12 protein-coding genes, 1 other RNA gene and 1 pseudogene are annotated in these 14,057 nt (G+C 62.7%); 5 read left to right on the top strand and 9 right to left on the bottom strand.

Annotated features, from left to right (window positions below):
• The first annotated feature begins 10 nt into the window (after positions 1–10).
• Entirely contained in the window at positions 11–781 is a 771-nt protein-coding gene (locus A9971_RS02210) for an ABC transporter substrate-binding protein (RefSeq protein WP_011060223.1), read from the top strand.
• On the opposite strand, the gene A9971_RS02205 is transcribed toward A9971_RS02210, so the two are convergent.
• The 3 genes and pseudogenes from A9971_RS02205 to A9971_RS33085 form a co-directional block, all read right to left on the bottom strand.
• Complete coding sequence (locus A9971_RS02205) at positions 754–2,472, bottom strand: bifunctional diguanylate cyclase/phosphodiesterase (RefSeq protein WP_011060222.1); 1,719 nt, start codon at positions 2,470–2,472, stop codon at positions 754–756. The two genes, A9971_RS02210 and A9971_RS02205, sit on opposite strands and share 28 nt — an antisense overlap.
• A gap of 18 nt (positions 2,473–2,490) precedes the next feature.
• Entirely contained in the window at positions 2,491–3,588 is a 1,098-nt protein-coding gene (locus A9971_RS02200) for a methyl-accepting chemotaxis protein (RefSeq protein WP_404944718.1), read from the bottom strand.
• A gap of 189 nt (positions 3,589–3,777) precedes the next feature.
• Positions 3,778–4,056 (bottom strand): annotated as a pseudogene (locus A9971_RS33085) (PAS domain-containing protein); the annotation flags it as partial.
• Between the two features lie 444 nt (positions 4,057–4,500).
• Here A9971_RS33085 and A9971_RS02195 point away from each other — a divergent pair.
• The 3 genes from A9971_RS02195 to A9971_RS02185 all read left to right on the top strand — a co-directional run bounded on the left by A9971_RS02195 (position 4,501) and on the right by A9971_RS02185 (position 6,358).
• Positions 4,501–4,815, top strand: coding sequence for a helix-turn-helix domain-containing protein (locus A9971_RS02195; protein WP_011060220.1), 315 nt, complete (start codon positions 4,501–4,503; stop codon positions 4,813–4,815).
• A gap of 146 nt (positions 4,816–4,961) precedes the next feature.
• Entirely contained in the window at positions 4,962–5,333 is a 372-nt protein-coding gene (locus A9971_RS02190) for a VOC family protein (protein WP_125062705.1), read from the top strand.
• Between the two features lie 131 nt (positions 5,334–5,464).
• The gene (locus A9971_RS02185; RefSeq protein ID WP_183000803.1) at positions 5,465–6,358 is read left to right on the top strand and encodes a DUF2167 domain-containing protein; all 894 of its coding nucleotides are present in this window, start codon (positions 5,465–5,467) and stop codon (positions 6,356–6,358) included.
• Between the two features lie 55 nt (positions 6,359–6,413).
• On the opposite strand, the gene A9971_RS02180 is transcribed toward A9971_RS02185, so the two are convergent.
• Complete coding sequence (locus tag A9971_RS02180; protein ID WP_183000930.1) at positions 6,414–7,337, bottom strand: DMT family transporter; 924 nt, start codon at positions 7,335–7,337, stop codon at positions 6,414–6,416.
• A 105-nt stretch (positions 7,338–7,442) separates the two neighbouring features.
• Here A9971_RS02180 and A9971_RS02175 point away from each other — a divergent pair, with 105 nt between their 5' ends.
• Entirely contained in the window at positions 7,443–8,309 is an 867-nt protein-coding gene (locus tag A9971_RS02175) for a LysR family transcriptional regulator (protein ID WP_077933649.1), read from the top strand.
• Between the two features lie 53 nt (positions 8,310–8,362).
• Here the strand turns inward: A9971_RS02175 and A9971_RS02170 are convergent, their stop codons facing one another.
• The 5 genes from A9971_RS02170 to zipA all read right to left on the bottom strand — a co-directional run bounded on the left by A9971_RS02170 (position 8,363) and on the right by zipA (position 14,014).
• Entirely contained in the window at positions 8,363–8,866 is a 504-nt protein-coding gene (locus tag A9971_RS02170; RefSeq protein ID WP_011060215.1) for a GrpB family protein, read from the bottom strand.
• Between the two features lie 192 nt (positions 8,867–9,058).
• Positions 9,059–9,155: signal recognition particle sRNA small type (gene ffs / locus A9971_RS02165), an RNA gene on the bottom strand.
• A gap of 225 nt (positions 9,156–9,380) precedes the next feature.
• The gene (locus A9971_RS02160) at positions 9,381–10,547 is read right to left on the bottom strand and encodes a putative zinc-binding metallopeptidase (RefSeq protein WP_011060214.1); all 1,167 of its coding nucleotides are present in this window, start codon (positions 10,545–10,547) and stop codon (positions 9,381–9,383) included.
• Between the two features lie 120 nt (positions 10,548–10,667).
• The gene (gene ligA, locus A9971_RS02155; protein WP_145713109.1) at positions 10,668–13,034 is read right to left on the bottom strand and encodes an NAD-dependent DNA ligase LigA; all 2,367 of its coding nucleotides are present in this window, start codon (positions 13,032–13,034) and stop codon (positions 10,668–10,670) included.
• A 125-nt stretch (positions 13,035–13,159) separates the two neighbouring features.
• Positions 13,160–14,014 (bottom strand): cell division protein ZipA, encoded by an 855-nt coding sequence (gene zipA, locus A9971_RS02150; RefSeq protein WP_047284900.1) that lies wholly within the window; start codon positions 14,012–14,014, stop codon positions 13,160–13,162.
• Positions 14,015–14,057: the final 43 nt, after the last annotated feature.

The following is a 14,057-nucleotide window of genomic DNA, read 5'->3' as shown; positions in this document are numbered from 1 at the left end:
TGGAGACTGTATGCGTTTGACCTGGTGCGCCCTGTTTCTCTTCAGCGCCAGCCTGGAAGCCGCAGAGCCGCCCCTGCGCTTTGCCATCGCCGACAGTTGGACCATGCCGGCCATCGAGGTCGAAGGCGACCAGCCCACCGATGGCATCCTTTTCGACACCATGAACAGCCTGGCCCGGCACCTGGGTACCCCGGCGCAGTTTCATGTCCTGGCCCGGGCCCGGGTGCAGAACGCCATGGCCCAGGGCGAAGTCGACGTGCGCTGCTACGCGGCCCAGGCCTGGCTGCCGAACCTCTCCGGGGATTACCTGTGGAGCGTGCCGCTGTTCATCCAGCGCAACCTGCTGGTGAGCACCCATCCGGAGCCCTCGGCGGTCAACCTGCAGCAACTGTCGCGCCAGCATATCGGCACCGTCCTCAGCTATACCTACACCCCCTTGCAGCCGCTGTTCGATACCAACCAGCTGATACGCGACGACGCCCGCAACGAGGAGCAGGTGCTGCAGAAACTGGTGGTCGGGCGTTACCGCTACGCCATCGCCAGCCAGTGGACCCTGGACTGGTTCAACAAGACCCAGGCCACCGGCAACCCGCTGTACAGCGTCGCGGTGCTGCAGGAGCAGGCCGTCGGCTGCTATGTACGCAACGATCCGAGAGTGCCGGCCCAGCGCATCCTGCGCACCCTGTTGCGAATGAAGATGTCCGGCGAGATCGACGCCATCATCCAACGTTACGTCGGCCCTCAGGACGACGCTCAGCCTCCCGACATCGCCTCGCCCTGAAGCTCGTCGCTTCGCCATGCCCGCGGTGGCTCAAAGCTGCGCACCCAATCCAGCACCGCCTCGGCGGGCATTGGCGGCGCAATGAAATCCCCCTGGGCGACGTCGCAGCCAAGGGCCATCAAGCGCTCGCCATGCGCCAGGCTTTCCAGCCCCTCGGCCACCACCCGCCGGCCAAAGGCCTGGGCCAGCCCCACCAACGCCTGGATCAGCGCCTGATCGTCCGCGTCGTGCAGCATGTCGCGCACGAACAGCCGGTCGATCTTGATGGTCTGGGTGCGCAGGCGCTTGAGGTAGCTGAGGGACGAATGGCCAGTGCCGAAGTCCCCCAGGGAGAACTGCACGCCAAATCCCTGGCAGGCATCGAGGCAATCGCTGACCCGCTGGATATTGTCGATGGCCACCGACTCGACGATTTCCAGGTCCAGCAACGCCGGCAACACATCCGGATAGCGATCGAGCATGTCCTTGAGCCGCTCGACGAAGTCCGGGCGCTGGAAATGCCGGGCCGCCACGTTCAGGCTCACCGGCCAGCCCAGCCCCGCCTGCTGCCAGCCTTGCAGGCGGGTCATCACCTGGTCCATGACCCATTCGCCGATCTCGACGATCAGGTCGGTCTCCTCCACCTGCTGCAGAAACTCCTGGGCCCCCAGCATGCCGCGCTGCGGGTGCTGCCAGCGCAGCATCGCCTCGAAGCCCACCACCTCACCGGTGCGCATGTTCACCTTGGGCTGGAAGTACAGGCGCAACTCGCCTGCGAGCAAGGCCTGGCGCACCTGCTCGACGGTCTGATAGGTGACCATCACTTCACGGTCGCGCAGCACATCGAACAGGTGGAAGCGGTTGCGTCCGCTCTGCTTGGCCACGTACATGGCCTGGTCGGCGTGGCGCAACAAGGTGTCGGCGTCGTGGTTGTCGGTGGGGTACAGGGTCACGCCGATGCTGGCGAAGACGTTGATGTCCTTGCCCTGGATCGAGTACGGCTGGGAAATGGTCGCCAATACCCTTTGCAACGCCGCGCGCAGCTCCAGCATGTCGCGCACGTAACGTAAAATCAGCACGAACTCGTCGCCGGCCAGGCGAGCCACCACGTCCTCGCCGCGGATGATCGAGCGCAGCCGCGCAGCCACCTCCACCAGCAGCAGGTCGCCACAGGCGTGACCATAGCCGTCATTGACCGCCTTGAAGCCATCCAGGTCGAGCATGCAGACCGCCAGGGGAATATCCTGCGCCCGGGAGAAATCCAGAGCCTGGTGCAGCAGGTCCGAGAGAAAGGCCCGGTTGGGCAGCCCGGTCAGCACGTCGTGGCCGACCCGCCATTGCAACGAATGCAACAGCTGACGCTTTTCGCTGACATCGAAGCGGATCGACACATAACGCACCACCTGCCCGGAGCGCTGATCCACCAGCGGCACCATGGTGCTGTCGACCCAGTACAGGCTGCCGTCCTTGGCGCGGTTGCAGATCTCGCCTTTCCACACCCGGCCCTGGGTAATGGTCTGCCACAACTCGGCAAAGAACTCCGGCGGATGCAGCCCGGAACTGAGCATGCGGTGGTTGGCGCCGATCAGTTCTTCACGGCTGTAGCCCGAGACCTGGCAGAACAGATCGTTGACATAAGTGATGCTGCCGCCCAGGTCCGTCTCGGAGAAGATGGCGGCGGCATCGACGGCCCTGCGGTATTTCTCATCCATGAGTCGAACTCACTGTCGCTAGCGGTTGAACCGCTCGACCAGGGCACGCAGCCCGGAAGAGATGTTTTCCAGCTCGGCGCCGCGAACCACTCCGGCGCTGGCATTCTCGGCAGTGCGCTGCACAGTGACGGCGACACTGTTGATCTGTTCGGAGACCGATTCGGCTACATGGGACTGCTCCTGGGATGCCGCGGCCATTTGCTGGCTCATATCGGTAATGCGCTCCACTGCCGCGCCGATGCCTTGCAGCGCCTGCTGGGCCTGGACCACCTGCTGCACGCCCTGCTCCGCCTCCTCGATGCCCAGGCTGGCGATCTGCACGGCTTCGTCGGCCCCGGCGCGCAGGCTCTGGATGATGCCCTGGATCTGCTGGGTCGACTCGCGGGTCTTGCCGGCCAGGGCCCGCACCTCATCGGCGACCACGGCAAAACCACGGCCCTGCTCACCAGCTCGGGCTGCCTCGATGGCCGCATTCAGGGCCAGCAGGTTGGTCTGGTCGGCAATCGCCTGGATCATGCTCGCCGCCACCATGATCTCCTGGGTCTGCCCGGCCAGGTCGCCCACGGCCTGGTTGATCTGGGTCACGGTGCGCGCCAGCAACTGGATGGCATCCCGCGAGGTGCCGGCCACCTCGCTGCCCTGCCGGGCCAGCAGGTTGGCGGTGTGGGCTTCGCTGGCGGTGTGCTGGACGTGTTCAGCGACCTCGGTGATTGAAGCAGCCATCTGGGTCATGGCGGCCGCGGTCATGTCGGTTTCCGCCCGCTGCTCCAGCAGCGCCGACTCGGTGCGGCTGGACAATTGGCTGGAATCGGCCGCTGCGGTAGCCATCTGCCGGGCCAGATCGCTGAGGCGGGTCAGGGCGGTCTTTAGGCGCGCCTCCTCACTGATCAGGATCATCTGCAACTGCGCCGCCGGCCCCAGTGCTTCGCTGTAGGCCAGGGCGCAGATCGGATCGGCAAAGGTGTTCGGTGTGCTACTGACAATCTGCTTGAGCTGCTGCCCCAGGCGGCGCTGGGCCAGCAGCCCGACAGCCACGAAACCCGCGACGGTCAGGCCCTGGGCGGCCAGCGTCGGCAGCCAGTGGAAGGCGGCCAGGCAGCCTACCGCCACCGCCACCGGCAGCAGCAAGGGCCGGGTTGCGGCCTCGATGCGGCGCCAGGCGCAAACCGGCGCCTTGTCGGCCCGCAGGCGCGCATACAAGGTTTCGGCGCGGCTGACCTGCTCTCGGCTTGGCTTGACCCGCACCGACTCGTAGCCCACCAGTTTTCCGCCCTCCAGGATCGGCGTGACATAGGCGCTGACCCAATAGAAATTGCCGTTCTTGCAACGGTTCTTCACCACACCCATCCAGCTCTGGCCGGCCTTCAGGTAACCCCACATCGACTCGAACACCGCCGCCGGCATGTCCGGGTGGCGAACCAAGTTATGGGTGCTGCCGATCAGTTCGGCCTGGCTGAAACCGCTCATCGCTGCGAACTCGGCGTTGCAGTACGTGATGTGACTGTTGATGTCGGTGGCGGATATGAGCCGCTGCTGGTCGGGAAAGGTCTGCTCAACAGAGGTGACCGGCAAATTGAGACGCACTTTAGAACTCCATAGACAGCCTGCGATCAACAGTTACCGGCACCCGGCAAGAGGCTGATTCGCGATGTACTTTCCTGGCGGTACGGCTCAATCGGAAGGTTCGCCCTGATTGCAGCCGTACAGCGGTTTGCGCGGCAGTTGACCATCGATTCGACGGAGATCAACTAGGATCAGATGAGGCGTCAGGTGGGGACGGCGGACGGAGCGTTGGCGGGATTTACGAGACGTTCGAGCCTCTGCCAAGTCCTTGGTTTAGGTGAACAAGGGAAATGCAATGATTTCTTGTTTCATAAACCAGCCTTCTGAAACTAGATCACCAAATACCTGTCCGAAGCGCCGATTCTACGAAATGCATCACATTTTGCAAAGCAAGGTGATGAACCATGGTGTTGTCTAATGCCAATATTTATCGTTAAGTTCTTGATTCTAAATGGGAATTGAGCGATGCAAATTTCAAGTTTGGGTGCAGCCATCAAGCGCTATCGAAAGGTAGCGGGGCTTACTCAGGCTGAACTAGGTGAAAAAACCGGTTTTGACCCAAAAACCATCAGCCGCTTCGAAACCGGCACCTACACCCCCAGCGTTGAAGCTCTATTTCTGCTAGCCGAAGTACTGGGAGTGAAGCTGAAAGCCTTCTTCGCCGATCTGGGCGACGAAGAGGAACAGCGGGCTTATTTGTTCGGTGTCATTCACAAAGCCACCCCGAAGGATCTGGGAAAGCTGATAGCAGCGGTAGACCAGGCCTTGTCCAAGCCTTGAGCCCCGCAACAAATCAACTCCAAGAGGCAGGTTTATCGACACCGATAAGCCGGCCTCTTTTTCAATCGACGACTCCTGACAGGAACTGACAGGCCAGCCCCCTAAGCTTGCGCCCAACGCACCATCCAAAGGCCTCTGGAGTCGCCATGATCACCAACACCTATTTCCTGCTCTACGTGGACAGCCCTGCCCTCAGCGCAGAGTTCTATAGTCGCTTGCTGGATAAACCGCCGGTGGAATCCGGCCCGACTTTCGCCTTGTTCATCCTCGACTCGGGGATCAAGCTTGGCCTCTGGTCCCGACACACTGTCCAGCCGAGCGCTCAGGCCGTCGGCGGTGGCGGCGAACTGGGCTGGGCCGTGGACAGCCGCGAAGCGGTGGATGAACTGCATCGGCACTGGCGAGCCCTGGGCATGACCATCGCCCAGCCGCCGACCCAGATGGATTTCGGCTACACCCTGGTGGCCCTCGACCCGGACGGCCACCGCCTGCGGGTGCTGTACCTGACCATCGACTGAGTCGCCAGCCCTGAAACAGCGCCGTATCGGCGCCAGACCCTGCAGCAAAATAAAACCGACCGCCACATTGAGCCGCCCGGCACTCATCGTTATCCTCCCCGCCAACTTGTCACAAAATGTAAGGGAATACGATGAAGTACCTGCGCCTCCTCATGGCCATGGCCGCCCTCTGCGCCATGCCCTTTCTTGCCAGCGCCGCCACCGCGCCCGAGAGCAAGGACGCCGAACCCCAGACAGCCGAACAGTTTCTCGCCTCGCTCTCCCCACGCCACGGCAACGTCAAGCTGCCCGGAGATATCGCCAGCCTCGATCTGAGCAAGGAGTTCTACTACCTCAACCCCAAGGACACCGAGAAGCTGCTCACCGAGGGCTGGGGCAATCCACCTGGCTTCACCACCCTGGGCATGATCGTGCCCAGCGCCGTCAGCCCGCTGTCCGCCGAAGGCTGGGGTGTGATCATCAGCTACAAGAACGATGGGCACATCTCCGACGACGACGCCGCGAAGATCGACTACCAGGACCTACTCAAGCAGATGCAGGAAGCGGACGAGGAAGACAACAAGCAGCGCCAGGAACAGGGCTACGGCGCCATTCACCTGTTGGGCTGGGCCGAGCAGCCAAGCTATGACGCACAGTCGCACAAGATGTACTGGGCCCGTGAACTCAAGGCCGAAGGCGCCCAGAGCCACACCCTGAACTACAGCATCCGCGTGCTGGGCCGCGAAGGCGTGCTGGAACTCAATGCCGTGGCTTCAATGGACGACCTGGACACCATCAAGCGCGAGATTCCCAAGGTACTGGCCTTTACCAACTTCACCGACGGCAACCGCTACGCCGACTACAACCCGAGCACCGACAAACTGGCCTCCTACGGGCTCGCCGCCCTGGTGGCCGGCGGCCTCGCCAGCAAGGCAGGGCTCTTCGCCAAGCTCGGCGTACTGCTCCTGGCCGGCAAGAAATTCATCCTCCTGGGGGTATTGGGCCTTGCCGCCTTCATCGGCCGCCTGTTCAAGAAAAAGAGCTGAATCCCGCCCGGCAGCGCCCCGCCATTGCGCGGCGCTGGCACTTGCAAGGCCGGTACTAGCGGCCTTGCCCGGCAGGCACCTCATTGGCAGGTGTCGCCGACAAGCGCCGACGCCAACGCCCGTCCAATTGCATCGCCATCACGCTACCCAGCACCACTGCCGCCCCCAGCACCACGCTGGACTGCAGAGTTTCGCCCAGCACCGTCGCGGCCAGCAGCATCGCCACCGGCGGAATCAGGTACATGGCGATCGACGCGCGGCTGACCTCGACCCGTGCCAGCACATAGGCCCAGGCCAGGTAAGCCAATGCACTGGGAAACAGCCCCAGCAACAGCACCGCCAGATTCACCCGTAGTGATGCCTGGGCCACCGCCTGCGTCAGCCCGGGGGCATACACCAAGAGCAGTAGCGTACCGCCCCAGACCATGTAGCAGACAGTGGTCAACACCCCATAACGCCCGGAAAAGCGCCGCTGCAAGACGAAGTACAGCCCCCAGGAAAACGCCGCCAGAAGCACCAGCAGCCCTCGCGGCTCGATCGCCCCCAGGCCCTTGTCACCGGCCACCACCAGCACCGCCCCCAACAGCCCGATCACCACACAAAGCCAACGCCAGCCACTGACCGGCTCCCTGAGCCAGAAAAACGCGATCAGCGTGCTGAAGATCGGCGCGGACTGCGCCAGCACGCTGGATGCTCCGGCGCTCAGCCCTTGCTGGCCGTAGTTGAGGCTGACGTGATGAAAAGCGATGGCGAAGAAACCCAGTACCAGCAACCAGGGCAGGTCGCGCCAGCGCGGCAGGGAGATCTTCAGCACCAGCGCCATTGCGGCCATGAACAGCGAGGCAATCAGGAACCGCAGCAAGGCCAGGTGCCCGGGGCTGTAGCCCTCCAGGCCGATATGGATGCCCACCGGCGAATAGGCCCAACACAGAATCACCGCAGCGGTGGCCAGCACCAGCTTGAACAGGGGCGAGAGCATCACGACACAGATATCCAGAGGCAAGAAGAGGACCTGCAGTGTCCCGCCCTGCACAACTCACCACAATTAACCGATACTGAGGTTATTCCTCACTGGAAATGAGCAATGGAACTGACCCAACTGAAAATGGTGAAGGCTGTGGCCCGCACCGGCAGCATTGCCCGAGCGGCCGAGCAACTGCATTGCGTGCCGTCCAATATCACCAACCGCCTCAAGCAGCTGGAAGGCGAGCTGGGCACCGAGCTGTTTACCCGGGTCGGACGCGGCCTGCGGATCAGCCCCGCCGGGGAAATCTTCCTCGGCTACAGTGAACGCATCCTGGCCCTGGTGGATGAAGCCAAACGTGCGGTGGACAACCAGGCCGAACCCAGCGGCCTGTTGCGCCTGGGCTCGATCGAGTCATGCGCCGGTGGGCGCCTGCCTCCCCTGCTGGCGCAATACCACAAGCGCTATCCGAAGGTGAGCGTGGAGCTGGTGACCGGAACCTGGTCGCAACTCTTTGAAGAGCTGCTGCACCAACGCATCGACGGCGCCCTGGTGGCCATCGACAGCCTGCCGGCCAAACTGCAACAGACCGTGCTCTACCACGAACCCCTGGTGCTGATCTCCAGCGGAAACAGCGCCCCTATCCGCAGCGCCAGCGACTTGCAGCACCACAACCTGTTCATGTGGCCGCCGGGCTGCCCCTATCGCCGCGCCCTGGAAAACTGGTTGGGCAGGCACGGTCTGAACCTGCCCATCACCGGCTATGCCAGCTGGGGCACCATCATCGGCTGCGTCAGCGTGGGGGCCGGGGTCTCGCTGATACCGGAAGGGGTGCTGGAGCGCTATTCGCAATCGGCCAACCTGAGCGTGCAGCGCTTCGACGACCTGCTACCGGTGGATAACCGTTTTGTCTGGCACAAGGATGTACAACACCATGGCGCCAGGAACGCCTTTGCCCAGTTGCTGCGGGAGCAGCTGGGGGCCTGACAGCCCGCAGCAACCTTGCAGGCAACACCGAGCATTTGGGCACAACGAGGCAGTCACGATGACTGAGCCCCCATCAGGGCGTCGATAAAGGGGGCCTTCTGCGCAAGGTACTCGCCAATGCCCTCGCGATTGCTGGCCTCAAGCCGAAACTTCAGATCCTGATACTGTTGGCGGATGCCGCTGTCCTGACGCAACAGATCGCGAAAGCGCAGCATGCGCCCCACCTGCTCATGACCGGCGACACAGACATGCACCTTGTGGGTGCGTATACCCTCTACATCGCGACGGTAAAAATGATGCCCGGGGGACAGATTGCTACCCCGGACATACCCCAGGGTCGCCATGAAGGCATTGCGCGCGGCTTCATCCACCTGCTCCGCGACCACCACCAGCAGATCGATTTCCGGCTTGGCCGCCAATCCTGGAACAGCAGTGCTCCCCACGTGATGAATATCCATCAGCTCGCAACCGAAGCCTTTGGCTATGCGCGCCTTCTCCCCTGCAAATGCCGCAGGCCAATGATCGTCATAGAGGGAGATCTTACTGGTTAGCGCCATGACCACTCCTTGATGCAAAGGCGTTGGATATTCCAGGAGCCCGCCGCCCGAGCCAACAGGACACAGGGATTGGCAAACCACAAACAAGGCGCACGACAACGGCACGTCAACAGAGATGCTGCACGAGCTCGAAGGTTGGCAGGAATTTTGATTCATCTCGTTGAGGACCAACGAGGGGCGTTATGGAGGCAACCCCACCAGCCACACCCCGGCACACAATGTTCCCGCTGTGGCTGCTGCCTTCCGGCTCTGACCAGGTTCACGGGTAATCGTTGCGGGGGGACCGATGGGGTCACCATAACGACGCTCGCCTGACGGCGAGCCGCGCCATTGTACCTATCTGAGTCGAACTTACAACCGCTGGCTGCAGATTAAAATTCGATGGGCTTCAAGCACTTGGCCGTGGCCCACCTGCCGTGGGGGCGAACTTGCTGGCGAAACAGGCATCGCGGTGCACCAGGGAAATCGCGCTGGGGCCTTCGCGAGCAAGCTCGCCCCTACAGGACGGCGAGGATCAGTCCAGGGACAGGACTTCGTCGGCGCGGCCGCCTTCCTGCTGGATCACCAGGTGGATGAAATGCAATTTGGCAATCACCGCAGGCGGCAGGATGAAGGGGTAGAAATCCGGTTGGCCCATGCTGCGGGACAGTTCGTTGAGCATGCCCGCCAGTTCGATCCAGGCGTTGACGAAAGCCAGGAACGCCGGCCCGCCTGGATGCTGCGGATCATAGAGGCTGCTCAAGGGAAACGGCTGGTAGTCGAGGTCGACGTCCCGGGCGCTCATGCCGAAACCCAGGGCGGTGTCCACTGCATCCACCATGTGCAGGTAGTGAGCCCAGGTCTCCGCCCAGTCTTCCCAGGGGTGCATGGTGGCGTAGGCGCTGACATGGCTTTGCTGCCAGCCAGCCGGCGCGCCCTTCTGATAGTGCCGCTCCAGAGCTTGCGCGTAGCTGTAGCGTTCATCGCCGAAGAGGCTGCGAAAGGCTTCCAGCCAGGGGCTGTTGGCTATCAACCGGTCCCAGTAGTAATGCCCCACTTCGTGACGGAAATGCCCGAGCAGGGTGCGGTAAGGCTCATGCATCTGGGCACGGATCTTTTCCCGGTGGGCGTCGTCGGCTTCCTTGATATCCAGCGTAATGAGGCCGTTGGCATGCCCGGTAACCGGCGCCCTGCCCTCCAGATCAACACCGATGAAATCAAAGGCCAGCCCGGCCTGCTCATCTTCGCCCTTGGGGATCACCTGCAGCCCCAGGTCAAGCAATTGCGCTACCAGCCGGCGCTTGGCAATTTCCACCTTGCGCCAGCGCTCCGGGTTCTCGGCTATGGACAGGTCGGGAATGGTGCGATTGAGCTTGCAGGCCACACACAGGCTGTCGGTCAGATGCGCCGGCAGCAGCCAGTTGCAGGCTGCCGGGGTATCGAGGTTGGCGCAACGCCTGAAGGCGCCGGCTTCGGGCTTGGCATCCAGCACCCAGGTATCGCCCGCCGGCCCGGGCTGCAGGGAAGACAGCAGACCCAGGTGCGGTGCATAGCCAAGCATTGCCGAACAGGCCAGGCACTGGCTGTTGCGAAAGAACAGCGATTGCCCGCAGCGGCAGGACCAGAGTTTGCTATTACGTGAACGGTCGCCGACGAAGGGTGCGGCGATCCGGGAACTGAGCTGCTCGAAAAAGCGGTACATGGCGAATCCTCCCTGGGGCTTGCCAAGACTAGATCATGGGCAAGCCTGTGGGGTTCCAAGATTCGTACCACTGCGCCGCTGGCGACGAGGCGCACCCGAAGGCACGGCAGCGGCTACAGGTCAGGTCGGGACGCCGTGCTCGGTCAGGAAAGCCACGAAGGCCTGTTCGTCCAGCACCTTGAGCCCCAGTTCGTTGGCCTTGGCCAGTTTGGAACCGGCGCCGGGGCCGGCCACCACGCAGTGAGTCTTCGCCGAGACCGAACCCGCCACCTTGGCACCAAGGCTTTCCAGCTTGTCCTTGGCCACGTCGCGGCTCATCAGTTCCAGGGAGCCCGTAAGCACCCAGGTCTGCCCCGCCAGCGGCAGGCCCGCAACCACCTTCTTCTCGCTCTGCCAATGCATGCCAAAGGCCTGCAGCTGCTGTTCGATGGCCTGGGCCAGTTGTGCATTGGCCGGGTTGTCGAAGAATTCACGCACCGCCTTGGCCTGCTTCTCCGGCAGCGCCTGGCGCATGTCCAGCCAGTCGGCCTCGATCACGCCTTGCAGTGAGCCGAACTTGTCGGCCAGTTTCTGCGCGGCACCCGGGCCTACTGAAGGGATGTTGAGCTTGTCGAGCATGCCGCCCAGGGTGGTGCTGGCGGCGAATTCGGCGCCCAGTTCGCCCTGATCCTGCAGCACCAGGCCGCATTGATCTGCCGCCAGCAGGGAACCGATGACTTCCTGGTTATGACTGTCCTCAAAGAAGCTGTGGATTTCGTGAGCCACTTCCAGACCGACATCCGGCAGATAGGTCAGCACTTGCGGCAGTGCCTGCTGAACCCGCTCCAGGCTGCCCAGGGAGCGTGCCAGGACCTTGGCGGTTTCCTCGCCGACATCCGGGATACCCAGCGCATAGATGAAGCGCGCCAGGGCCGGACGCTTGCTGTCTTCGATGGCCTTGAGCAGTTTGTTGCTGGACACCTCGGCAAAGCCTTCCAGGTCGATGATCTGCTCGTATTTGAGCCTGTAGAGATCAGCCGGCGAGGCAATAAGGTTCTCGTCCACCAACTGTTCGATGGTCTTGTCCCCCAGGCCTTCGATATCCATGGCACGACGGGACACAAAATGGATGATCGCCTGCTTGAGCTGGGCCCCGCAGGCCAGCCGGCCAACGCAGCGATACACCGCACCTTCGCTGACGGTTTCCCGGCCCTTGCTGCGCTTGACCAGTTGCGTGCGCTCTACGTGGGAACCACAGACCGGGCAGCTCTCGGGGATCTGCACCGGGCGGGCGTTCTCCGGACGACGCTCGGTCACCACTTGCACCACTTGCGGAATCACGTCGCCGGCACGGCGGATGATCACCGTGTCACCGATCATCAAGCCCAGGCGCGCCACTTCATCCATGTTGTGCAAAGTAGCGTTGGATACAGTGACCCCGGCCACCTTGACCGGCTGCAAGCGCGCCACCGGCGTCACGGCACCGGTACGACCAACCTGGAACTCCACGTCCAGCAGCTCGGTGAGCTCTTCCATGGCCGGGAACTTGTGGGCGATGGCCCAGCGCGGTTCCCGGGCACGGAAACCCAGTTCCCGCTGGGAGGCGATGCTGTTGACCTTGAACACCACGCCGTCGATCTCATAAGGCAACGCATTGCGCCGCTCGCCGATCTCGCGGTAGTAGTCCAGGCATTCGTCGATGCCCTTGGCCAGCCGCAGTTCACGACTGATGGGCATGCCCCACTGCTTCAACCGTTCAAGGTTGCCGATATGGGTGTCGGCGATGTCCGCGCTGACCTGGCCCAGGCCATAGCAGCAGAACTCCAGGGGCCGACTGGCGGTGATCTTCGAATCCAGCTGGCGCAGGCTGCCCGCCGCTGCGTTGCGCGGGTTGGCGAAAGTCTTGCCGCCCGCTTCCAGTTGCGCAGCGTTCAGGCGCTCGAAGCCGGCCTTGGACATGAACACTTCACCGCGCACTTCCAGGGTTGCCGGCCAGCCACTGCCTTGCAGCTTGAGGGGAATGTTGCGCACGGTACGCACATTGACGCTGATGTCTTCACCGGTGGTGCCATCGCCACGGGTGGCGCCGCGTACCAGTACGCCATCCTGGTACAGCAGGCTGACTGCCAGGCCATCGAGCTTGGGCTCGCAGCTGTACTCCACCGCCGCGCCGCCACCGAACAGATCACCGGCCGGCAGGTCCAGGCCTTCGTTGACCCGGCGATCGAACTCGCGCATGTCGACTTCCTCGAAAGCGTTGCCGAGGCTGAGCATGGGGATTTCATGACGCACCTGGGTGAAGGCCGAAAGCGCTGCGCTGCCGACACGCTGGGTTGGCGAATCGCTGGTCACCAGTTCAGGGTGCTCGGCTTCCAGGGCCTTGAGCTCACGGAACAGCCGGTCGTATTCCGCATCCGGGATGCTGGGTTCATCCAGTACGTGGTAGCGGTAGTTGTGCTGGTCCAGCTCAGCGCGCAGCTCAAGAATGCGGGTTTCGGCGGCGGTCATGGGGTTCTCTCACAAAGCAAAAGAGCAGCCTAGGCTGCTCGATCTGAAGATTGGGGCAAGGACTTCGCTGGCAAGCCAGTTCCTGTACAAGCCAGCCCCTACATGGAGGGGCTGGCTTCAGGAGCTTAGCGCTTTTGGGTCAGGGCGCGGCGTTCGAATTCGACGATGCGCTGGCGGTAGTGTTCGATGGTCTGGGCAGTCAGGACGCTGCGTTGATCGTCCTTGAGCTCGCCATTGAGTTCCTGAGACAACTTGCGCGCCGCCGCCACCATCACGTCGAAGGCTTGCTTGGGGTGACGCGGGCCCGGCAGGCCGAGGAAGAAGCTGACAGCCGGGGTGCTGAAGTGGTCGATATCGTCCAGGTCGAACACGCCCGGCTTGACCGCGTTGGCCATGGAGAACAGCACCTCGCCGTTGCCAGCCATGCTTTCGTGGCGGTGGAAAATATCCATCTCGCCAAAACGCAGGCCGCTTTCCAGGATGTTCTGCAACAGGGCCGGCCCCTTGAAGCCGGCAGCGTCGCGGCAGATCACGCTGATCACCAGCACTTCTTCGGCTTGCGGCTGGTCCTTGTCGCTGTGGCTCGCGGACTTGCTTTCCTCGGCCGGGAAATCATCGTCGCGGCTGCTGAAGCTCGGGCCACTGTCCAGATCCAGGTCCAGGTTGAGGTCGCCCTGATGCGGCTCGCCACCGCGCTTGCCGCGCTTGGACGAAGAGCTTTCCCGCGGTTCGCGGGCAGGCATGCTGACCGACGGCAGGTCATGCTCGTCCAGCTGCGGCTCTTTATGGGTATCCAGAACGCGGGGCGGGCCCAGCAGCTCGGCACTGCCTTCATCGTCCGGCAGATTGGAAAGACTTCGATCAAGACGGAACTTCAACTTCCCCTTGCCGCCGCGCATACGCCGCCAGCCATCAAAAAGAATACCGGCGATAACAATAATGCCGATGACGATCAGCCACTCGCGCAGACCGATTTCCATGTAATCCCGTGCCTCTATAAAAAATGCTGAAAAATAAGGGGTT

The sequence above is a fragment of the Pseudomonas sp. UME65 genome (genome assembly GCF_014170225.1).
GTDB lineage: Bacteria > Pseudomonadota > Gammaproteobacteria > Pseudomonadales > Pseudomonadaceae > Aquipseudomonas > Aquipseudomonas protegens.
This window is presented reverse-complemented; position numbering and strand designations above follow the sequence as displayed.

Bases quoted from the DNA above. Each gene is read 5' to 3' on its own strand.
- A9971_RS02210 (WP_011060223.1), top strand. From the start codon at position 11: ATGCGTTTGACCTGGTGCGCCCTGTTTCTCTTCAGCGCCAGCCTGGAA.
- A9971_RS02205 (WP_011060222.1), bottom strand. From the start codon at position 2,472: ATGGATGAGAAATACCGCAGGGCCGTCGATGCCGCCGCCATCTTCTCC.
- A9971_RS02195 (WP_011060220.1), top strand. From the start codon at position 4,501: ATGCAAATTTCAAGTTTGGGTGCAGCCATCAAGCGCTATCGAAAGGTA.
- A9971_RS02190 (WP_125062705.1), top strand. From the start codon at position 4,962: ATGATCACCAACACCTATTTCCTGCTCTACGTGGACAGCCCTGCCCTC.
- A9971_RS02185 (WP_183000803.1), top strand. From the start codon at position 5,465: ATGAAGTACCTGCGCCTCCTCATGGCCATGGCCGCCCTCTGCGCCATG.
- A9971_RS02180 (WP_183000930.1), bottom strand. From the start codon at position 7,337: ATGCTCTCGCCCCTGTTCAAGCTGGTGCTGGCCACCGCTGCGGTGATT.
- A9971_RS02175 (WP_077933649.1), top strand. From the start codon at position 7,443: ATGGAACTGACCCAACTGAAAATGGTGAAGGCTGTGGCCCGCACCGGC.
- A9971_RS02170 (WP_011060215.1), bottom strand. From the start codon at position 8,866: ATGGCGCTAACCAGTAAGATCTCCCTCTATGACGATCATTGGCCTGCG.
- A9971_RS02160 (WP_011060214.1), bottom strand. From the start codon at position 10,547: ATGTACCGCTTTTTCGAGCAGCTCAGTTCCCGGATCGCCGCACCCTTC.
- ligA (WP_145713109.1), bottom strand. From the start codon at position 13,034: ATGACCGCCGCCGAAACCCGCATTCTTGAGCTGCGCGCTGAGCTGGAC.
- zipA (WP_047284900.1), bottom strand. From the start codon at position 14,014: ATGGAAATCGGTCTGCGCGAGTGGCTGATCGTCATCGGCATTATTGTT.